Here is a 23,983-nt window from a genome sequence, read left to right on the forward strand (position 1 = left end):
AAGCCGGCTGACCGGATTGATCTCAACAAGAATGGAATAACAAAAGGTTGATAATGACATCTGCTAAAGAAAAACTGCTGGCAATGCTGAAAGCGCGCCAGGCCGGACTGAACGCAAAACAGATCAAACCGACGGTTGCAGACACCGAATCACAGGTGCTTTCCTTTGGCCAGCAAAGATTCTGGTTTTTTAATCAGTATGTGGGTGCCAATGCCGTCTACAACATGGTTTCAGCTTGTCAGTTGCCAGCAGCGACCAAACCTGCGGTGCTGGCGCAGGCGATTGCAGCGCTGACCAGTCGCCACGATGTTTTACGCAGCCGTTATGTTGAGGTGGCGGGCCAGCCTGTTGTGCAACTGGCCGCGACCGGACCATCGCTGCAATATGATCAGGTCGCGGATGAAGGGGCTCTGATTGCATTGTGCCGGGCTGAGCAATTACATGTAGTTGATTTAAAAGGTGATCCTTTATGTAGGTTCAGGCTGATCAGCCTAAACTATACGCCGGGCTATGCTTTGCTTATCAACTTGCATCACAGTATTGCCGACGGTCAGTCCCAGCGGATTTTACTGCACGAGTTGAGTGTGCTGTATCAGGCCTGTGCGCAGGGCCTGCCGTCGCCATTGCCACCCTTGGCAATCCAGTATGGCGATTACGCTGCCTGGCAGCGTGATTACCTGCAGGGGGATAGGCTAACGCAACTTTTGTCATACTGGCAAACCCAGCTGGCCGGCCTGCAGCCGCTGATCCGTTTACCGACAGACCATGCCAGGCCGCGTCGGCAGAGTTTTAACGGCGCAGTGTTGCCGGTCAGCTTTGACCATGATTTGTCGCTGCGTCTAAGCAATTTCGCCAGCAGTCAGGGCACCACTTTATACTTGGTGTTGCTGACCGCCTATGCAATCTTACTGGGGCGTTACGCCGGACAGGATGATATTGCCATTGGCACTTCGGTCGCCAACCGGAATAGCCAGGAGATTGAAGGGCTTATCGGCTTTTTTGTCAATTTGCTGGTGATGCGGATTGATCTGAAAGGCCATCCTGACTTTTTGACTTTGCTGGAGCGCAACAGGCGCTTATCTGCCAATAACTTTGCCCATGCCGAGCTGCCGTTCGAGAAGCTAGTCGAAGAAGTCAATCCTGGCCGTGACAATGGCAGCCATTCGCCGCTGTTTCAGGTGATGTTTGTGTTGCAGGAAACTGCGCCGGCGCAAGAGGCAACAACTGACCTGCTGGGCATCGCACCTTTGCAGCTAAGCGTGGACCCCGGGGAGATCACTGGGTTGACGGCTCGTTTTGATCTGACGTTGAATCTGCAGCAGAGTGCAGTAGGGATAGTCGGTGTGGTCGAATTTAACAGTGATTTGTTCGAGCGGGCGACTGTGGCAACTATGCTGGAACATTACACCAAGTTGTTGGAAGCTATACTGGCGCAGCCGCGCCGAGCTATCTGTCAGTACAGTTTTATTACAGAGCGTGAAAGGGTTAGGCTGCTTGAGCAGTTTGTGCCCGCAGCGAGTGCTTATCCGTCCGGCCAATGCGTGCATCAGATTTTTGCGCAGCAGGTTGCCCTTTATCCTGATGCTGTTGCGCTGATTGCCGGCGAGGAGCAGCTTAGCTATCTCGAGTTGGATCAACAGGCCAACCGGCTGGCTCACTATCTGATAGCACAGGGCTTGCAGCCGGAAACCAGAGTGGCCGTCTATCTGGAGCGGTCGCTGGAAATGATTGTCGCATTGCTGGCGATCCTGAAGGCTGGCGGCGCTTATGTGCCATTGGATCTGGCAACGCCTGCAGCACGGTTGCACTATATTTTGCAAGACAGTGCGGCCGGACTGGTGCTGAGCCGTCGCCAGTTCAGCCGGGATTTGCCGGCCGGCACGGCTAGGCTGGTGCTGCTAGATGACGAACATAGTCAGCGCGTTATTGCCGACCAGCCGGCAACGAGCCCGCTGACTGCGGTTGGTGCCGCTAATCTTTGTTATATCATTTATACCTCTGGCTCGACCGGCAATCCGAAAGGCGTCATGGTCAGTCACGATAATCTTGCCGATTTCCTGCACCATTCGGTCGCGGAGTTTCTGCCGCCGCATATCAGCGGGGCTGTGGTCAGCACACCGCTAGTATTTGATGCCACAGTAGGTTCGTTATGGGTTCCGCTGATGGCGGGGCGTTTTGCCGAGCTGTTGCCAGAAGGCGCACTGGCGCTGGATCAATTGGGTGATTATCTGACAGATGAGGATTGCCACTATCTGTTTAAGGTGACGCCATCTCATCTGGAAGCTGTATCAGCCAAAGGATTTGTCCGCTGCAGCCCGGCGGCCAGACATGTGATAGTCGTTGCAGGTGAACCGTTGTCGCCGGAAACGCTGCGGATCTGGTCCGAGGATGTTCTGCCTAATGCCCTGCTGATCAACGAATATGGCCCGACTGAAACCACGGTTGGTGCCACCATATACCCAGTATCGGAACAGCGCAAAGTCAGCCGGCAACCGCCCGGACAGGGCAGTGTCCCCATCGGCCGGGCTCTGGGGAAGACAGAGCTGTATGTGTTGAATGACGCGATGTCGCTGCAAAGCCTCGGTGCTGTGGGCGAATTGTATATCGGTGGCTTAGGGGTGGCTCGTGGTTATACGGCAGCTAGGCTGACCGCGGAGCGTTTTGTACCTCATCCTTTTGCCAAGACTGCCGGTGAGCGTTTGTACCGGACTGGCGATTTGGTGCGCTTTCAGGACGATGGCAATTTGCAGTTTTTAGGCCGTGTTGACCATCAGGTCAAAATTCGCGGCTACCGGATTGAACTGGCGGAAATTGAAGCTGTGTTAAATGCGCATCCGGCAGTGAACGCTGCTGTGGTGATGACGAAAGCAGACCTGGCTGGCAGCCAGCAGTTGATTGCTTATGTCGCTACAGAACGGGCGGCTGTCAGCACCGATACATTACGTGCTTTTGTCGCTGAACAGTTGCCGCAGTATATGGTGCCGGCGCTGTTTATGCTGCTTGATGCCTTTACCTTGAACGTGAACGGCAAAATCGACCGGCATGCACTGCCTGCGCCGGAGTTTGGCAATGACAGCTACAGCGCAGTCGAAACGGCAACAGAGCAATTGCTGGCCGGTATTTGGTGCCAATTATTGGGCTGTGAACGTGCCGGGCGTACCGACCACTTTTTTAAGCTGGGCGGGCATTCGCTGCTGACCACCCGGCTGGTATCCGCTATCCGCCAGGTGTTCGGTGTCGAGCTGACTATCAGGATGCTCTTTGATCATCCGCTGCTATGCGCACAGGCTGAGTTGATAGAACAGCAACTGGCTGCGGATTTGCCGGAACAGGGGGCACCGGTTTGTCTCAGTGCTGCAGAGCGTAGCGGTCCATTACCGCTGTCATTTGCCCAGCAACGGATGTGGTTTCTGAATCAGTACATGGGTGCAAATGCGGTTTATAACATTCCGCTGGCGCTGCGGCTGACCGGGACGGTGGACGCCACGGCGTTGATACAGGCGCTGGGCGAGCTCGAGCGTCGGCATCAGTCGTTGCGTACCCGTTTTGTCGTTTCATCTCATGAAGCGATGCAACTGATTGATGCAGAGCCGTGCGCCGTTGAGGAGGAGCTGCTGGATTTTGCCAGCGAGCTGCTGGTCGTCGTACAGCAGGAGCGTGGTTACTGCTTTGATTTGAGCCAACACAAACCCTACCGGGTGCGGCTGTTGCGTGACCGCTGCGACGAACAGGCGCTGGCGTTGTTACTGACGATGCATCACAGCATTTCGGATGGTTGGTCGGTAGAAATTTTGCTGCGTGAGTTGACCGTGCTGTATCAGGCTTTCTGCGCAGGCGAACCTTCGCCGCTGGCGCCGCTGCCGCTGCAATATGCCGACTATGCGGTTTGGCAGCGCGGTATGCAGCAAGGGCCGCGTCTGGCGCATCAGCTCAGCTATTGGCGCTCTGCGTTGGATGGGCTGCCGGCGCTGCTGCAACTGCCTTACGACAAGCCTCGGCCGGCGTTACCAGGTTATGCGGGTAACACGTTGCGGTTTGATTTACCGCCAGCGCTGGTGCAGCAGTTGCAGCTGTTCAGCCGCCAGCATGATGTGACGGAATTCATGACGTTGCTGGCAGCATTTTCTGTGCTGCTTGGACGATACAGCGGTATGGATGATATCGCTGTTGGTATTCCTACAGCGAACCGCAGCCACGGTGAGGTTGAAGGTTTAATCGGCTTTTTTGTCAATACTTTGGTCCTGCGGACCCAATTGCAGGACAAGCCGGATTTTGCTGCGTTAGTCGCCAGAACCCGCCATCAGGTGTTGCAGGCTTTGTCGATGCAGGATGTGCCTTTTGAGTTGCTGGTGGACGAACTGGTGCCAGAGCGCACGCCTTCGCACAGCCCGTTGTTCCAGGTGGCTTTTTCGCTGCAGAGCCAGGCTGTTGCTGCTATGCCGACAGTGACGCCCGTTTTTGCGGATCTGGCGGCGACTTTACCGCACAGTGCGACCGCAGCAGTGGCACGCTTTGATTTGGCGGTGAATCTGTACCAGGCCGGAGTAACCATCAAAGGCGGTATTGAATACAGCACCGACTTATTTGAACACGATACTATCAGGCAGTTGTCGCAGCATTATCTGCAGCTGCTGCAACTGTTGCTGGATGCGCCGCAACTGGCAGTACAAAGCCATCAATTGCCAGGAACGGACTGCGACGCTGCGGTCACAAAGCTAAGCAATACGCCGCTGCAGAGGCTGTTGTCGCCGAAAGCTCTGCAATTGGCAGCTGTGCTGGCTGAGCAGGGAGTTGGTTTTGGGTCTGTGGTGGCTGTATCCGTGCAAGACCAGACACAGCGCTCAGCGGCATTGTGCGCCGTTGTGCTGGTCGGCGCCTGTGCCGTTTTCGTGGATCCGCAAGCCCCGCGGCTCAGACAGGATTTTGTGCTGGCCGACAGCGAAGCGCGCTACATCGTTAGCGACGCGGCTTGGCCGGCTCCGGCGCTTGTGGTCATTCGGTTTGACCAACTGCCGGCGGCAGATGTTGCTGCCGGTCGTACTGTCGATGATGCGCAATGGTGTTGCCAACTGAGCGGCGACAGACTGGCTTGCCTGGTTTATCCGCTCTTGCCGGGCCTTGATCCGGTTGCGCTGAATGTTGAGCAGCTCAATGCGCTGTTTGGCGCCGAGACTGTGGCGGACAGCCTGTTTTGCGGGGTCTGGAGCGAGCCGCTATTCAATGGCGGACAGCCGCCATTGCAGCTGCTGCGGCAGTTGAAGACGGACGGTGTGGTCGTAGCGCAGCCCGCTATTGCCAGTGCCAGAGTCTATTGTGCAGAGCTGCAGCCGGTTCCGGACGGAGTCTATGGTCGTTTGTATGTGGGCGGCGAGCTGGTCAGTCATAGTGTCTGGCGTCAAGGCGCCGTAGTATCAAAACCGCGCCATCAACTGCTGGCCGACAGCGCTCTGCTGGGGCGGTTGCGGGCGGACGGCAACTGGCAGTTGAAATTGCCGTCGCCGGCCGGCTTGTCCGGCAGAGCCTTGCTTGGTTGCACAGAAAGGCTACGGCAGTTGCCTGCGGTCACGGCCGCTGCTGTTGTCCGACGGGTTGTCGGTACGCAAAGCCAGCTAGCGGCTTATGTCGTCAGCGAGCAGTCAGCGCATGCGCTACAACTGGCGTTGACTCGACAGCCGCTGGCTTGGCTGCCTGATTCGGTAACAGCTGTGCCGCAACTGCCATTGGATGCGACCGGGCGCTTTGCCGCTGAGTTGTTGCCGGCGCAAGCAGTATCGGCCAGTCAGCATGTAGCGCCAAGGAACGAGACTGAGCGGAAACTGCTGCTGATTTGGCAGCAAAAGCTGGACGTCGACCCACTGAGCATTGATGACAATTACTTCAGTCTGGGCGGCGATTCCATCCGCTCCATCGCGCTGGTTGCGGAGGCGAAAGCGCAGGGGCTGGCCTGTTCTGTCAAGGACTTGTTTGCATACCCCACCGTGGCTCTGTTGGCTGCAAGGATCGAACAACAGCAAACGGCAGCTACGTTAGACTGGGACATTGCTCCTTTTGCACTGCTGGACGCGGCGGAGCTGGACTTGCTGGAAAGCCACTATGGACTGGCGGCGCTGCAGGATGCCTACCCGTTGTCGCAACTGCAACAAGGGATGGTGCTGCATGCGATGCAGGCAGCGTCGTTGGGTCTGTATCAGAATCTGCAGCTGTATTATTTTGCCGACCAGTGGGACCCGGTTTTGTTCGCCGAGGCATTTGAGTTTGTGCTGCACAAGCATCCGGTGTTGAAAAGTAAATGTCTGCTGCTTGGCAAACGTCCGTTGCAAGTCGTGCCGGTGCAGGCCGCAGTACCGCTGCAGGTGATGGATTGGACGGCCCAGAGCGAAGCACAAAGCCGTCTGGCCATTGAACAGTGGATGGCTGCCGAGCAATCTCAAGGTCTTGATATCAGCACAGGCTGGTGGCGCACCACCATCCATTTGTTACCGGACGGCGGTTTTGTCTTTGGTATTTTTGTGCACCACGCAATGTGGGACGGCTGGAGCCTTGAGAGCTTCGCCACCGAAATGTATGCCAGGTATCAGCAGCGGCGGCAAGGCGTGCTATTGCAACAGTCGCAGCCGTTACCGGGTTACAGCCGCTTTATTGCTTTGGAGCAGGCCGCGCTTTGCAGCGAAGCGCAACAGCAATATTGGCAGCACAGTACCGCGACCGGAGTAGTTCCCTGGTGGGCTGGCCGGCCAAAAGCCGGGCGCCGCTTGGTGCAGTGCGATATCACGACAGCTCAGAGTGCAGACCTTAGCCGCGCAGCCCGCCAGTTCGGCATTGCAGAAAAGAGCCTGTGGAGCAGTATCTATTTGGTACTGTTGAATCTGTTGAACGGCGCGGACGCAACTCTGGGTTGTGTGTTGAATCAGGGGCGGCCGGAAATTCCGGATGGCGACCAGATTATCGGCTTGTTTCTGAATGCCTTACCGATAGCGGTACCGATGGCGGGGCGGAGCTGGCGCCAGTATGCTCAGGCGGTGGACCAACAGCTGACGGAACAACTGGACTATCGGCATTATCCGCTGGCTGCCATCCAGCAGCAGAGCGGGTTGGATCTGTCCGCAGCTGTGTTCAACTATACCCATTGGCATGTTTATCAGACCGGTATCGATGGCGAGCGACCGCAGCAGCAACCACAGAAAGTCGCCGGCTTTGCCGAGACCAATTACCTGTTGATGTTCTCGGTAGAAAAAGTGGAGCCGCAAACTGGGTTTAAAGCATATGTCAGCCTGGATAGCGCGGCTTTTGACGAGGCCCAGGCTGAGCGGGTCAATGGTTACGTTCAACAGATTATCCGGCAGTTCTGTCATGCACCCGCTAACCGGACTAGCACCGCAGCTTTGCTAAGTGCGCAGGAGTTTCAATTGGTGCGTTCAGGGCTATGCGGTCCGAAGCGGCAATACCCGCATCAGCTTTGTCTGCATCAGTTGTTCGAAGCGCAGGCTGAGCAGCGCGGAGAAGCGGTTGCGCTACGTTGTGACGAGCGTAGCATCAGTTATCGTGAACTGAATCGCACGGCAAACCAATTGGCCCACTGGCTGATAGCCCAGGGGGTGACACCGGAGGTCAGGGTGGCGCTGGTGATGCCGCGTTCCATCGAATTGATCTGTGCCATGTTGGCTGTGTTGAAAGCTGGCGGCGTTTATCTGGCCATTCCGCTTGAGGCGCCAGCGGCGCGGCAGCAGTATATGCTTGCTGACGCCGACATTCAGCTGGTGTTGCAGCAGCTTCCGGCTGTACAGGATCAATCTGTCGACAACCCTGCTGTCGACGTGCATCCCGTTCATCCGGCCTACCTGATTTACACCTCTGGCTCCACTGGAAAACCCAAAGGCGTACTCGGACTGCACCGTTCGGTGGTGAACCGGCTGTATTGGCTGGCCGGCGATATCGGGGTTGGTCCGACGGACGTATTGTGCCAGAAGACCAGTGTTGGGTTTGTCGACCATGCGGCAGAGATATTTCAGGCGCTATGCTTCGGTGCCGAGTTGGTGATAGTCGACAGCGACATGCTGCGCCAACCTGAGCAGTTCAATGCGCTGCTGAACCGTTATGCGGTCACGCAGCTTACCTTGGTGCCTTCGCTGCTGACGATGTTGCTGTTGTCCGCTCAGATGCAGGTGCCGACGCTTCGGGCTTTGTTCTGCAGCGGAGAAGCGATGCTGGCGGATAAGCTGAGCGGCTTTGCCAGCAGTTTTCCGCAGGCAACGCTTTATAACATCTATGGTTCGACCGAGGTTGGCGCTGATGTCAGCTGTGCCAAAGTCGATATTTACAGTGGTCAGGTTCCGATAGGCCGTATCATCGACAACAATGACGCCATGGTGCTCAATGCAGATGGCGAGCCGGTACCGGCGGGAGTGCCGGGCCAACTGTATATAGGTGGCGATGGTCTGGCGCGGGGGTATCTGGCGCGACCGGCGCAGACTGCTGCGGCATTTGTGCCAAATCCATTCGGTCCGGCAGGTTCCCGCTGGTATGGCACTGGTGATCTGGTCCTGTTCAGGCAGGATGGCCAATTGGAATATCTGGGGCGTCTCGATCAGCAGGTGAAGTTGCGGGGCATCCGCATCGAGCCGGCAGAAGTCGAAGCTCAGTTGCTACAACATCCTGCAGTAACCGATGCTGTGGTTCAGCTTCGGAACAGCCCGGCCGGTGAGCCACAGTTGGTGGCATGGGTGGTCAGTCAGCAGCAGGATAAGGTGCAGCTGTGCGACGAGCTGAAGCTGGCGGCCAGAGCGGCCTTGCCGGACTATATGGTGCCAACTGCGTTCGCCGTGCTTACCGCCTTACCGCTTAACACCAGTGGAAAGGTCGACCGGGTAGCGTTGCCGGTTGATCAGTTTTTGTCGCGCCTTTATGTGGCCCCGCAGGGCCAGTCTGAAACAGCACTGGCGGCGCTTTGGGCTGACTTACTTGGCGTGGCGACGGTGGGGCGGCAGGACAACTTTTTTGAACTGGGCGGGCATTCGCTGCTGCTGACTCAATTGATGACGAGGATCCGTGAGCAGTTCGTCGTAAAGGTTGGTTTGGCGCAATTGTTTGCCAGTCAGCGGTTGGACCAGCAGGCGTTGCTGCTGGAAAGCGAACGGCCTTCTGTCGACATCATGCGGTTGACACCTATGCCGGCCGATGCGCCTGCGCTGCTGTCTTATGCTCAACTGCGGCTGTTTTTCCTGCACGAACTGCTGGGCCCCAATGCTATCTACAACATGCCGCTGGCTTTGCGGCTCGCAGCCGACACGGATCTCGAGGCGTTGCAGCGATCGCTGCTGGCGCTGCAGCAGCGGCACGAGTCGCTGCGAACCCGTTTTATCGAGCAAAACGCTCAGGTGATTCAGGTCATTGAGGCGGTGCCTGCAGCTATCCCGTTGGAGCAGTTGGCGACTGTTGCTGAACTTAAGGCCGCCTGGCAGGCTGAACGTCGCTACTGTTTCGATTTGCGTAGCGACGTGCTATGTCGCATTCGCCTGCTGCAGGTTCAATCGAAGGACTATGCGCTGCTGCTGACATTGCATCACAGCGTATCGGACGGCTGGTCAGTCAGTCTGCTGTTAAAAGAGCTGGCGTTGTTATACCAGGCTTTTGCCGCCGGGCAGACTGCGGCATTACCGCCTTTATCACTACAATATCGCGACTTTGCCTATTGGCAGCGCCAATATCTGCAGCAAGGCGTCCTGGCTACTCAACTGGACTACTGGCGCCAGCAGCTGGCAGCACTGCCGCCTTCGCTGGATCTGCCGACGGATTGGCCAAGGCCTGCGCAGCAGACCTATCGCGGCGCGACGGCACCGCTGTCGTTGTCTGCCGCTTTAGTTGAAAGCCTGCAGCTGTTGGCGCTGAACCATGATGCAACGCTGTTTATGGTTTTGCAGGCCGCCTGGGCTGTGTTGTTGGGGCGTTATGCCGGTCAGCAGGACGTGGTTGTGGGCACTCCGGTGGCGGGGCGCAATCATCAGGCGACTGAGCAGTTGGTCGGCTTTTTTGCCAACACGCTGGTGCTGCGCAATGACCTGTCCGGTCCGTTGAACTTTGTCGCTTTGCTGGCACGTACCCGCGATATGATGCGCCAAGCATATGCCCACCAGGATGTGCCATTTGAACGGCTGGTCGATGCTATTGCGCCTGAACGCGACCTCAGCCGTTCGCCGCTATTTCAGGTCATGCTGGTTTTGCAGAATGTGCCTATGCCTGATGAGGAACTGTCGAAGCTTGCGACACCGCTGAGTTTTGCTGACGAAGGGCAAGGTATAGCCCGGTTTGAGTTGACGCTGACGATGCAGCCGGGGCAGGACGGTTTGACAGGTCAGTTGGAGTATAACTGCGACCTGTTCAGCGCCGGACGCATCGATAAGATGCTGATTCATTTTGTCCGTCTGCTGACTGCCGTGGTACAGACTCCGATGCAGCTGTTGAGCCAATTGACGCTGCTTGATGACATGGAGCAGGCGCAGCAAACAGAACAGTGGAATGCGACGTCCGTCGATTTCCCGACCGAACTGACTTTGAATCTTTGGTTTGAACAACAAACTGCGCAGACACCGGATGCTATCGCGCTGATCGATGGCGACAGACGCTGGAGCTTCCGTCAGTTGGACCAACGCAGCAACCAGGTGGCTCATGCGCTGCTGGCTCGGGGTGTGGGCGCCGACACTGCTGTTGGTTTGTGGTTGGAGCGCTCGGCGGAGATGGTGATTGGCCTTTGGGGGATTTTAAAAGCCGGTGGCTGTTATGTGCCACTGGAACCTGCATACCCGGTCGGCCGGCTGCGTTATATGCTGTCGAACAGCGGCGCCCGCATCGTGCTGAGTGCAGCATTGGGCGCCAGCGAACGGCCGCAGCTGCCCTCTGGCGTCCAGCTGCAATACATGGAAGATATCGGTGACGAATGGCCGCAAACCAGGCTGCAGCCGGCCAACACTGCAGGTAACCTCGCTTACATTCTGTATACTTCCGGCAGTACCGGCCAGCCCAAAGGGGTTGCGGTATCCCATCAGGCGGTCGTCAACCGGATACACTGGATGAAAACCCGACTGGCGATGGGCCCGGCTGATCGGGTGCTGCAGAAAACACCGTTCAGCTTTGATGTGGCAGGTGTGGAATTTTTCTCCAGCCTGGCCGGCAGCACATTGGTGATAGCCAAGCCAGGCGGCCATCAGGATGCCAGTTATCTGGCAGCGCTGATAGAAATGGAAGCTATTAGCCTGGTCCACTTTGTGCCTTCAATGCTCAATGCTTTTTTGAATGCCGAAGGTTGGCAGCAATGCCGTTCAGTTCGGGCGGTGCTATGCAGCGGCGAAGCGTTGCTGCCAGCATTGCAACAACAGTTTTTTGGAATGGCCGGTACAGCTGAGCTGCTCAATTTGTATGGTCCGACCGAAACCACCATTGATGTGACCTGTTGGTCTTGTCTGCGCGACAACGACTCGGTCGCGATTGGCAAACCGATAGATAATATCCGCTGTTATGTCACCGACGAACAGCTGCAACTGCTGCCGGTGGGAGCCGTCGGCGAGTTGTTGATAGGGGGCGTGGGTTTGGCCCGCGGCTACATCAATCAGGCCGCGCTGACGGCAGCACGTTTTATTCCTGATCCATTCGCTGTCGCGCCGGGCGGGCGTCTGTACCGGACCGGTGACCTGGTCAGGCTGCGCGCTGATGGCAATATCGACTATCTGGGACGTGCAGATCATCAAGTGAAGATCCGCGGTTTAAGAATTGAGCTGGCGGAGATTGAAACCTTGTTGTGCAGCCATCCGTTGGTGAAAGAGGCTGTTGTGCTGGCGCTGCAACAACGTCTGATAGCCTACCTGTGCCCTGTGCAGGCGGTGCCGGATTTGCTGGCCAGCGTTGGCAGCCTGCTACAGGCGCAGTTACCTGGCTATATGATACCGCAGCAGTTTGTGTTGCTTGAGGTCATGCCCCTGACTAGCAGCGGAAAAATTGACCGGAAGGGATTGCCGCAGCCGGCCGCAGAGCTGCAGTCAGACAGCTATCGGGCAGCGCAGAACGAACTGCAAGCCGCATTGGTACAGTTATGGCAGCAGGTCCTGGCAGTGCAGCCGGTCGGCATAGACGACAATTTCTTTGCCAAAGGTGGCGATTCGATTCTATCTATCGAACTGGTATCCAAAGCGAGAAGGCAGGGGCTATATCTGAATGTACAGCAGATCTTCCAGTATCCGACGATAGCGCAACTGGCTGCGCAAGCAGGTTTACAGCATCAGCAGATTGAGCAGGACGAGAGTCAGGGTGTCATGCCGTTGTTGCCGATCCATCATTGGTTTGGCGAGCAGCAGACGAGCAGACCCGGGCAGTTCCATCAATCGAGGCTGTTGCAAACTCCGCCTGATGTTGATGTCAGCTTTATCAGACAGTGGGTGACTATGCTGTATCAGCGCCATGATGCGCTGCGGCTCAGTTATCAGCAGACTGCTGCCGGCTGGCAGGGACATTTTGTGCCTTTTGCCGCGCAATTGTTGGATGAAACGGTCAGCGAGCATAGGTTTGATACAGATTTTGCCTGCCAACTGATGCAGCTGGGCAGCCAGCTAAAAGCAGCGGTGGCGCTCAGCGACGGGCCGTTGCTCAGAGCGGCCTATTGTTATGACACAGCGCACAGTAATGGTTATTTGCTGCTGATCTTTCACCATCTGATTATCGATGGTGTCAGCTGGCGGGTGCTGCTGGCAGATCTGCAGACGGCTTATCAGCAGCATCGACAAGGGAAAATGCTAACGCCAGCACCGAAAACGACCAGCTATCAGCATTGGGCGCAGACATTGCTTGCTTATGCGCAAAGTACGAAGCTGCAGCAGCAACGCGATTTCTGGCTGCGACAGCTGGCACAGCCGCAAAGCTTGTTTACCGGCAGAGTTGGCAGGGCCTGCCACGCTCAGGCTGAACATCTGCTACTGAGTCTGGATGCCGAACTCAGCAGGCAACTGCTGACGGATTGCAGTATCAGTTACCGCACCCAGGTGCAGGATCTGCTGCTAACCGCATTGCTAAGGGCTGTGGCGCGTCTTACCGGTGAACGGTCGCTACGGGTTGATCTTGAGAGTCATGGCCGTGAAACTGCACAGTTTGCCGCGCTGGATTTGACTGAAACCGTCGGCTGGTTTACCAGCCTATATCCGCTGTATTTACAGTTGGACACTGCCGATTTGGGCAGCCAGATCAAGTCGCTCAAAGAGCAGCTGCGAGCCGTTCCTGACCGTGGATTGGGTTATGGCGTTCTGCGTTATCTGGCTGCAGATCCACAGTTGCAGCAATTGGCAGCACAGAGGCCGGCGGCAGTGCTTTTTAATTACCTGGGCCAGTTTGAAGGACAGGGCGGCCAGCCTGACACTTTTGCCACAGCGGCACTGGCGCATGGCCCCGATGTGGATCCGGACCGGGAGCGTTCGCATCCGCTGAGCTTTAATGGCCTGGTTACTGGTGGCCAACTGCAGTTTGTACTGGGTTTTAATGCCAGCCAGCTACCTCGCGACGACATCACCCAACTGGGGCAATGGTTTATTTCGGAATTGGAGCAGATAGTACTGCATTGCCGGGACCGGCAAGTTCGGGGCTATACGCCGAGCGACTTCCCGTTGGCGAGGCTTGAGCAGCAACAGCTGGACCTTTGGCAACAGCAATTGCCAGCATTGGAAGATGTCTACCCGGCAACCGGCATGCAGCAGGGGATGATCTTCCACAGTCGGATCGATGCCAGCAAAGAAGCCTACGGCACGCAAATCCATCTGGATTTTGGCGGAACCTTCGATGCTGTAGCCTTCAAAGCCGTCTGGCAGCTCATCGTGCAGCGGCACAGCTTGTTTCGCACTGCTTTTGCGGAGACGGCCGACGGGCAGATGTTGCAGTTGGTGTATGCCAATGTTGAATTGTCTTGGTGCGAGCAGGATTGGCGTCAGCTCTCTGCGGCTGAACAAGAAACTCGTTTTTATCAGCATCGCAAAGCGGTGAAGGCGCAGGGCTTTGATTTTATCAGCGCTCCGCTGATGCGGATGAGCCTTATTCGATTGGCAGATCAGCATTATCGGTGGTTATGGACCCATCATCATAGTTTGTTGGATGGCTGGAGCTTGCCGCTGGTATTTGACGACATGTTGCGCGGTTACCACGCGCAATCTTTGCAGAGAAGCGCGGATTTGGCACCGGTGATGCCCTATCGGCATTACGTCGCATGGCTGGTTGAGCAAGATAGCGCAGCAGCACAAGCCTACTGGCGCCAGTACCTGGCCGGGCTGGCAGGGCCATTCCAGCTCAGTATCGCCAACTCCGATAGCGGCAGCATTGAGCAGGGACAGCGGGAAAAACGCCTGGTGCTGCCGAATACCAGCAGTCAGGGGCTGCAAAGGCAGGCTAGGCGTCATGGCGTCACTATCAATGCGATGTTGCAGGCCGGCTGGGCATATCTGTTGCATCGTTACAGTGGCGAAACTGACGTTTTGTACGGCCAAACCGTTTCGGGGCGCAGTAGTGATGTTGCTGGCATTGGTCAGATGGTTGGGCTTTTTATCAATACATTGCCAGCCCGTGTCCGGTTTGATAGGCAATTGACTGTTGCTACTTTGCTGCAGCGTATTCATCAGGCGCAGGTTGAGCGCGAGCAATACGGCTATCTGCCGTTGATCGACATCCAGGCAGCTGCCGCGCTGCCACCAGGCCAGCAACTGTTCGACTCCCTGCTGGTCTTTGAAAATTACCCTATTTCCGAAGCGGTGCGGCAAGCGGCTGAGCACAAAGCAGATGACAGTCAATTGCAGGTGATCGGCATGGGCAATACCCAAGGGACCGAGTATGGCCTGCATCTGATTATTCAACCAGGCGAGACCTTGACGATTGATTTGGTGTATTTGACGGCTGCATACAGTGACAGTATTGCCGCACAGTTGCTGGAACATTTTGCCGTGATTTTGCAGGCGCTGAGTCTCGGTGAAGTGCAGTCGGTAGCTGCCTTGCCTTATTTGTTGCCGGTCGAATTGCAGCCTGTGGTTAATCAGACAAGCTACGCTTACCCGCAGACTTCGTGTTTGCACCAGCTGTTTGAAGCACAGGCCCGCGAGACGCCTGAGGCGGTTGCTGTGGTTTATCAGCAGGAAAGTCTCAGCTATCGGCAGCTCAACGACAGAGCCAATCAGCTTGCCCATTATTTGCGGACGCTCGGTGTCGGGCCTGAAGTGGCTGTGGGGATCTGCATCGAACGCTGCAGCGCACTACTGGTTGGTTTGCTGGCTGTTTTGAAGGCTGGTGGCTGTTATGTCCCGCTTGACCCCAGCTATCCGGAAGATCGGTTGGCTGGTCTGATGGCGCAAAGCGATTGTCGGCTGGTGCTGAGTGACAGTGGGCTGATCAGCGAGCTGACGGTGCTTGGGACGGTCAGAGTCGTGCCGCTGGATGAGCAGATGCTGGCGCGGTTGGTTGCGCAGTGTCCGGTGCAGGATCTGACTGTTGATGAAACCAGCCTTTGTGTTGATCACACCGCTTATGTGATCTTTACGTCCGGTTCAACGGGTCAACCCAAAGGGGTGCAGGTACCTCACCGGGCTCTGGTCAATTATCTGTACAACAGTGCAGCACCTTTACTGTCGGCCACGGCAGGTGCTGTCGTCAGCACTTCATTGAATTTCGATGCGACTGTGACCAGTTTATTTGCACCTCTGCTGCGTGGTGCTTGCGTCCGGCTATTGCCACAGGGGCATGCGGAGCTGACTGCCCTGCAACACTTACTGCTGCATAGCGAGCAGGACTGGTTGTTCAAACTGACGCCTGTGCATCTGGAGCTGATGGTGCAGATGGCATCGCCGCAATGCAATGCCAGCAACAATCATGTGTTGGTTATTGGTGGCGATCAGTTCAATGCCGAATTGTTGCGGCGCTGGCAACTGCGGTTACCGAACGCAACTTTCATCAATGAATATGGCCCGACTGAAACAGTGGTCGGTTGCAGTGCTTTTCGGGTGGACAGGGCACATCCCTGGCATGGCAGACGCAGTACGGTGCCTATCGGCACTCCGCTGGCGAATACCAGGTTCTATGTGGTGGACAAGGATTTGAATCTGTTGCCGACAGGTGCCGTTGGTGAGTTGTTGATCGGCGGGGATTGTGTTGCCAGAGGCTATTTGAAACGAGGGGCGGCAACGGCTGAGCACTTTGTGCCGGACTGTTTTGGTGGGACAGGCGGACGCTTGTATCGCAGCGGAGACTTGGTGCAATGGCTGCCTGATGGCCAACTGGTCTATCAAGGCCGGGCAGATCAGCAACTGAAGATCCGCGGAGTCCGCATTGAACCGGCTGAGATAGAAACGGCACTGCGGGCACATCCTCAGGTGCGAGATGTCGTCGTGGTGGCCAGGCAACTGGCGTCGGCCGGTACTCAACTGGTCGCCTATGTGGTGCTATGGCAACAGCAACCCGCTGGCGAGACTGCTATCGCCGAAACTGATTTTGCGTTAGTGCATGCATTGCGCAGTCACTGTCTGCAGCAATTGCCGGGCCACCTGCGGCCTGGCATCTTTGTACCATTGCCGCAGCTGCCGGTGACGCATAACGGCAAAATTGATAAAGCGGCGTTACCGATGCCGTTGTTGGCTATGCAGCAGACCGAGTATGTGGCACCACAAAACGACGAAGAGGTACGGCTACAGCAATTCTGGCAACAATTGCTGCAGGTGCAGCAGATTGGTATTCATGACAGCTTCTGGGCACTGGGAGGGCAGTCGCTGCTGGCGCTTCGGCTGATAAACCTAATCCGCGATAGTTTTGCCGTAGAATTGCCGTTGAAAGATATTTTCGATTACCAGACTATTGCAGCGCAGGCCCGGCATATCGCCGAGTTGCACACTGCAGCTATGCTAGCGGGTACGGCGGCGCAGTTTGCCGATGATGAAAACATCGAACAGGGTAGTTTATGAGATAAAGATGTGGGTATGGCGCGCTGTCCGGCCCAGCATTGTCGTGACAGGAGATAACCCCTGGCATCAGAGAAGCTGAGGCCAGAGTGTAGCTGTGGTTGAGCAGTTTAAAGGGTTTGAAGAGGCATGGTCTTGATTTATGTAAGCAAGCGGACGTTGCTTGGCGTTTGGCGCCTTGCTGTGCTGGCTACAATTTTGCAGATACTGGCGGCTTGTCTGCAGGCCCTCTCACAGTGGCAGCAGGACACACCGCAATTGCCGGTAGCAGATGCACAGACGCTTGCCAACTGGCGGAGCGGGAGTGGCCTGCAGATTGCCAACTTTCAACAGCGCTGCTGCGACAATAACATGGACTCCCCCTCACTAGCCGGCATCAAAGTGCCACACTGATGGTGTTGAAACAAACAGTCACAAGTGAGGGGAAGTCGCATGTAACAATCTATACGGTGTGGGATCGATATTGCAAAGATCGTGTTTCAAATTCATGGCGTAAATGCTAATTCCGGTGAAACAGTAATGGTTGAAAAACTGGCCAAACATGAAATGTTGCGTTTTTTGCCAATAACCCCCCATGTTGATTGGCATTGAAGCCTGCGGTGGAGCGTACTATTGAGCGCGGGAGCTTAGTAAGCTCGGCCACCTCGTCAAACTGATGACTCCGCAATACGTCGCACCCTACCGGCGTGGCGGTAAAAATGACGCCAATGATGCAGAGGCCATTTGTGAAGGAGTGGCGAGACCTAATATACGCTTTGTCTCAGTAAAATCTGAATCACAATAAGCGGTTCTGGTGATGCATCGCATGCGGGGCAATGGGCCCGTAAACGCACCTCATTGATGAACCAAATCCGCAATTATCTGCATGAGTTCGATATTGTTATCATGCAAAGTCGTGCTGTATTAACCCAGATATTTCCTGAGGTGGCCGAAGATGCAGCCTTACTTTTGCTGTTTCGGCAAAGTATTGCTGAGCTTGCCGATACTCTGCTGGATTAAGAAAAACGGATTAATGCTCGAAACAAATGTATCGATAGTAGGAGCAAACAGAATAATACCTCTCAGGCGCTATTAACACTTTGCGGGGTTGGCAGTATCACCGCTAGAGCGGCCATCAGCTGCCAATGGCGCCAAACGTGCTGGAGCAAGACTTCAGCAGCGATGCGCCTAACCAGAAATGGGTGGGTGATATCACGTATTGTGTACTCGGAGTTCAGCACTAGCAAGGAATGCTTAAATGAACCACGAGTCTATTTGAAATCTGTAAATGAAATGGCAGGCGCCAGCTGATTTACACCACTACTTGGCTACGCACGTAGCAGAGCCTGAGCAGCGGTGACTTATTGTATGCTAATAAGGTGAAGTAACCTGCTGACAACGGGAAGTGAGGCAAATTCGTTAAGCCAAGATGCTTCTCTAGGCTGAATGTTGGACGAATGAAGAACATGAACCGATTAACCCGCATCTATGGGCTGAAATGTCGCCACTGCCTACACGAATTAACAGGCAGTATGATGTCGAGAAAGTACTACAGGTATGAGTACAGTCTCCGATTTAATGAATGATAAGTAAGCATTTATTAAAGGACAAACGCAATATCATAATTCTGCGATTGAGCATCATCACCTTACAGCAGGCTAAGGTTAAAGACTGCGATCGGCATCCACCCCAACATGTTTGAGTTCAAATTGATGAACCGAGGAAGGCTTGATGTGCATGCTAAGGGAGCTGACCTCGATGGCCATCAGGTTGGTGGAGCGTTCATAGTAGTCTGAGATGGAGAAAGCCCATTACATGGCGAAGGGGCGCAGTTTAATGAATTTGCACAAGCAAATTATCTGACCGTAACAGGGTGAAGACCTTTGATAATCAGTGAAATGCAACGCAAATTAGCAACATGGGCATTGACGGATAAAACACGCCGGGTGGATCGGCTGTTACGACTTATCAGTCATCCGATATGGTTGCAGCATGCAGCCAATTTCACACTTTCTTCATCGGGTTTGAATACAGCTGGCATTGATGGAATAACCAAAACGTACTTGCAAGACAATCTGGAAGGTTACCTCCAGGACATTAGATTAATGCTACTGTCGGATGAATATCAACCAATGCCTGCGAGACGCGTTTTCATTCCAAAAGCTAATGGTAAGCAACATTTTACCCGATAATGGTATCAGATCTGTCCGTACTAACATGATAGCTTGACATGGGAGCGTCAATGTAGAAGTGGAAAGCTTCTTCCATTCATTAAAGGTTGATGCACTGCAAGACTAGCCGGTAATGGATCGGGCAACAATGCGCCAACACGTTTTTGAATACATTGAGGTTGATTACAACAAAACCAGACGGCATAGTACTGTCGGCTATCTCAGCATGGAAAACTATGAGTTAAAGAAAATAGCTTAGTAGCGTGTCCAGGGTTGGTGGATTAGATCACTTAGCGTGGTGTCCAAAAGTATTGGATCAGATCACATCGGTGTAAATCATCCCAAGCACCAAGGAGCAGAGGCTGGAAATATTCCAGTTGAGTCGATTGAAAGTTGGGCGCTACGTATTGTTCAATCACTGGACAATTGAGTTGTATAGAATCAACTGTAACCAAAGTAGCTTTTTAATTGCAAATTTAAAACATTTATGCCGATATATATAAATAAAGTTTAACTTAAATGTCTGAGTAAAATGGTTATATCTGATCCGCCTTTTCCGTTTTTATCTGCGTTGCCATCGGCAATCAGTAAAGTCGCTAGTCTTTCACAGATACAGTTATTTTCCGATACATCGGAAAAGCTGATTTTGGCTCAAGGAAATTTTTCATTAGAAGCTTATCAACAGACAGATTTTGCGGATTTAGAGCTTGATTGTCCCGCGCCGATTAAAGGTGCGGTAGCGAAAAGGCAAGCAGAATACTTCGCTGGGCGCTATCTCGCTCGACTCGCAATGCAGCAAAGCGGGTTATTCAATCCTGCTCCACCACAGCTAGGGATCGGCCGTCTGCGCGCACCGACTTGGCCGAAAACAGTGACGGGTTCTATTACACATCATCAACAAAAAGCATGCGCAGTTGTGCTTACCCAACCGCTATCTGCCAAGAATTTTGTCGGTGTCGATACGGAACTTTGGCTCACTGCACAGCAATCTATTGAGATTGCAGAATTTATCCATAATTCAGAGGAACGTCAAATACTGGTAAGTGCCGGTTTCACCGACGCACAGGCAACTAGTTTGTTGTTTTCTGCCAAAGAAGCGCTGTTTAAAGCCATATGTCCATTTGTGGGCGAATATTTTGGTTTTGAATCAGCTGAACTAAAAGAGTGCTCCGGGCCTGCTGATACAACACAGCCATACCGGGGAGGTTGGCTGAAACTGCGACTATTGACTGATTGGGTGATAGCTAATGCACCGCAGCAAGACTATTACTGCTGGTTCAGTTGTAGCGAGTTCGACGTCTTGACATTAGTTTGTAGTGACGGATGGTCCATTGGGGGTTGAATATTTTACGGCACGACAAGATCCGCACACTTAGCATCTACCGCAAAATGCGGACTCGGATGAAAGCTGAGGGTCACTTAGCTACGGTGTTAGAAACATGCGGTAATCTTCCTTCAAATTAGCTGACGTTAAAAATAGAGTATTTCTAATACATTGATAGCCGCTTAATCTCTATTTTTAACTGCAGTTAAAAATGGAGGGATTTTCTTTGTAAAAATACCATATGTCAGTCTAAGCCGCACCAGTAAACGTAAATTAAAGTCAACCAGGGCGAGTAGGAATTTGCCTTTAGATTTGTTTTGGCCGAAAGAGGAGCTTCAGTTACTAACGTTTACATCAGTAAATAAAAACCATTTAATGTTGTTGTAGATTGGTGATAATCGGTGCCCAGTATGGGCACCAGCATTTTGTAAGATTTTAATAAGCTAGTTCGACGTTTTAAAATGATGACTGAAATCGTCATTGGGTGCCTGTTAAGGTGGTGGTTAATTTTGATTGTGGATTATTGATGAATGAGGTGTCGTTGGGCACTGTTTGGGCACCAAACCTAAAAATCTCGCGATTTAACATATCCGACCAGGTCAAAAGATAGACTGCCGAAGAGGTCAAAACAAGTATTATAGAGTCTGCTAATGCATCTAAATTACTGATATAGCGCAACAATATTAATTTTCAAAGGGAATTGTACCAAGAAAAATATTGGTGCGTCCTAGTGGACTCGAACCACCGACCCCCACCATGTCAAGGTGGTGCTCTAACCAACTGAGCTAAGGACGCATTGTAGAATGTGTAGTGTAACGCTGCCGTTTAAAGCAGCCATTTCAAAACAGGCGTTTTGAAATTTGGTGCGTCCTAGTGGACTCGAACCACCGACCCCCACCATGTCAAGGTGGTGCTCTAACCAACTGAGCTAAGGACGCATTTTGTAATCTTGTTGCCAATCTTGCCACGGGAGCGATTTTCACAACGAGCGCTATAGTATTTTCGCTGCCAGGCTATTGCAAGCGATTTTTCCGCGCAGTCATTCAAGCGCTGCAATTTTGTGCTAAATCAGCAATTTTCCGCCTGTCAGGTCTTTTGTGCTTGAGGTATCAGCAGGCATTGTTGCTGCAATTGCTGATACCAGCTGACATGTTGTTTCATTAAATCACGTAGCGCCTGCGCCGGTTTGACGGCTCGTTCATTCACGCTGTCCGCAAGCTTGGTACCTTGATATAGCAGGGTGAGCTCTGGCACCAGTTGATGACTAATGCCATCCAGTTCCGCCAGATAACTTTGCACTCTGGTGATAAAAATCTGCGTCAGGATCGTATTCATTATCTCAACTTTCGCCTGCTTTTTACAAAGACTGGCTGCTGGCAGGGATGATAATTGCCGATTCAACAGCGTCAGCCAGGCGTTACTCCGGCGCAAACTATATTGCCAGTCGGCGATAAAACTGCCGTGATGCAGTACAGCAAGCTGCTGATTAATAAAAGAAGCTGTCAGTGTGGGATAGATAGTTTCGTTTTGCGCCAGCAGATGCTGCTTGAGTAAATTGAGATTTTTAAGTGCGGTCAAAGGTTCTGCCACAGCGTTGCTGGCGCCTGGCGCGAGCAACCGCGGTTGACCGGTTAGTTGTTTGCGCAAGGTCAAATCAGTGGTCAGAAAATTCTGTAACACCAGCGGTAGTTGCTGTTGTTTTTGCATATAAATTTGCTGCAAATCAGCTTTCAGGGAATCGGATAATTCCGGATGCACCAGGCAAGGTATGAGTCCATTCAGCAGTTGTAACTCATACCCCAGCAGATTGGCGCTGCTCATCACTTTGCCAAGGCTGTTATTGCGCTCAGCGACCAATCCTTGCAGGTTGCAATGCCGCAAGGCAACTAAATCCAGTAAATTCAACCGACTGGCGGAAATAGGGTGCATCAGATCGCGGATCGCTGGCAGCGGAGGTAGCGCCGTTAGTTGTACTTCTGCTGGCGGTAAATTCAGCACTCTGCTCAGGCGTTGCTGATAGTCGCTGAACAAAGTGTCAGCATCAATCCGGCTGCAGCCAGTTATTACCGCAGTTATCGTCAACAACGCCAGCAATGGCAGTAGGTTTGGGCCAACGCGGTGCAATGCCTGTGGCCACGGCTCTCTAAATGGCGGTTGCTTGTTGTTGACCATGTTCAATTTTGCGCAGCTGTTTTCGAAGAAGCCATGCCAACAATACGGCAGCAACAGTTAAACCGATGATAATACCAATCCAAAAACCATGCGCGCCCATTTTGGGCGTGATCCAGTCGGTCAGGCCGAGGATAGTGCCAAGGCCAAATCCAATCGGCCAATAAGCAATAAAAGTGATAAAAAATATTGGCTTGGTGTATTTCAAACCCCGAAGCGCGCAGTTACAGACCACCTGAATTGCGTCTGATATTTGATAAAAACAGGCCAACACTAAAATTGAACTTGCCATCGTCAGAACCAGTTGGTCCTTGGTATACAAAGACGCAACCCAGTCACGTGTAACATAAGTAAAACCGGCAATAGCAAACGCCATCACGACGGACAGAATCACCGCGGTACTGATAGCCGTCCGAAGTTCACGCACATCCATAGCGCCCGCCAGATGACCAACCCGAATGGTGGTTGCCATCCCCATACTGAGTGGCAACATAAAAATTAAAGCGCTGTAATTATTAGCAATTTGATGTGCCGCAACGACCATAGGCCCCAAATGTACAATCATCAGTGGAATACAGACAAATAAAGTGACTTCAAAAAACATCGAAAAAGCGATTGGGGTACCAAGCGCGACGATTTGCCAAATTTCCGCGAACTTCGGACCGTAATTGGGCAGCGCCACACGAAACGGCGCAGTTCTCCGACTGGTTAGGGCATAAATACAAATCGCAATAAATTGTGCCAAAAACACCAGTGACGTTGCTACACCACAGCCAGCGCCGCCGAGTGCGGGCATACCCAGTTTACCGTAGATAAACACATAGTTCGCCGGGATATTCACCAAAATACCGACAAAACTAATCCACATTGCCGCCTTGGTGTAGCCAATGCCTTCAAACAGGTTTCTGAGCACCATATAACCGGCCGCCGGAAACACACCCCAGGCGATATAGCCCATGTAATCGAGGGCTTTTTCGCGCAGCAGTGGGTCCATTTCCATCATGCCAAAAGGGATGGCAATAAACTGCATCAGCAAAAAGATTAAAATTGATAGCGCAAACGCCAGATATGCGCCCTGTAGTGTCACCGCGGTAATGGGTTGTTTGTGGCCGGCGCCAAAATGCTGGGCAATCATTGGCGTCAACGCCAGCAATAACCCTTGAAAAGTGAGAATAATCGGCAGCCACAGCGCAGAAGCAACGGCAATACCAGCCATATCAACCGGGCTGACCCGACCGGCCATCAGCGTATCGATGACGTACATCATGGTTTGTGTCAGTTGTGCCAGCACAATAGGGCCGGACAGTTTCAGGATGGTTTTGGCTTCAAAGCGGGAAAAAGGTAACATAGCAACTCGCAGGCTTAGGATGCAACACGTTTCC

General features: G+C 53.5%; 5 protein-coding genes, 2 tRNA genes and 1 pseudogene. 4 read left to right on the plus strand and 4 right to left on the minus strand.

Annotation, left to right across the window (positions count from 1 at the left end; genetic code table 11):
• Positions 1 to 53 precede the first annotated feature (53 nt).
• From A5320_RS19590 to A5320_RS19605, 4 genes and pseudogenes are all read left to right on the plus strand, one after another.
• Positions 54 to 16,961: a non-ribosomal peptide synthetase gene (locus tag A5320_RS19590; RefSeq protein WP_068069246.1), complete on the plus strand. Its 16,908-nt coding sequence runs from the start codon at positions 54 to 56 to the stop codon at positions 16,959 to 16,961.
• Between the two features lie 837 nt (positions 16,962 to 17,798).
• On the plus strand, positions 17,799 to 17,957 hold the full coding sequence (locus A5320_RS22055) for a hypothetical protein (RefSeq protein ID WP_157606123.1): 159 nt from the start codon (positions 17,799 to 17,801) through the stop codon (positions 17,955 to 17,957).
• 1,221 nt (positions 17,958 to 19,178) lie between these two features.
• A pseudogene (locus tag A5320_RS21820) lies at positions 19,179 to 19,367 on the plus strand (IS3 family transposase); the annotation flags it as partial.
• Between the two features lie 273 nt (positions 19,368 to 19,640).
• Positions 19,641 to 20,450 (plus strand): 4'-phosphopantetheinyl transferase family protein, encoded by an 810-nt coding sequence (locus A5320_RS19605; protein ID WP_068069254.1) that lies wholly within the window; start codon positions 19,641 to 19,643, stop codon positions 20,448 to 20,450.
• Positions 20,451 to 21,150: 700 nt separating this feature from the next.
• On the opposite strand, the gene A5320_RS19610 is transcribed toward A5320_RS19605, so the two are convergent.
• The 4 genes from A5320_RS19610 to A5320_RS19625 form a co-directional block, all read right to left on the minus strand.
• A tRNA-Val gene (locus tag A5320_RS19610) sits at positions 21,151 to 21,227 on the minus strand.
• Positions 21,228 to 21,293: 66 nt separating this feature from the next.
• A tRNA-Val gene (locus tag A5320_RS19615) sits at positions 21,294 to 21,370 on the minus strand.
• Positions 21,371 to 21,518: 148 nt separating this feature from the next.
• Positions 21,519 to 22,604: a DUF3080 family protein gene (locus tag A5320_RS19620; protein ID WP_082971927.1), complete on the minus strand. Its 1,086-nt coding sequence runs from the start codon at positions 22,602 to 22,604 to the stop codon at positions 21,519 to 21,521.
• Positions 22,576 to 23,949 (minus strand): MATE family efflux transporter, encoded by a 1,374-nt coding sequence (locus A5320_RS19625; protein ID WP_068069257.1) that lies wholly within the window; start codon positions 23,947 to 23,949, stop codon positions 22,576 to 22,578. Before A5320_RS19625 ends, A5320_RS19620 begins: the two co-directional genes overlap by 29 nt.
• Positions 23,950 to 23,983 lie beyond the last annotated feature (34 nt).

The sequence above is a fragment of the Rheinheimera sp. SA_1 genome (assembly GCF_001669775.1).
In the GTDB taxonomy this organism is placed as follows: domain Bacteria; phylum Pseudomonadota; class Gammaproteobacteria; order Enterobacterales; family Alteromonadaceae; genus Pararheinheimera.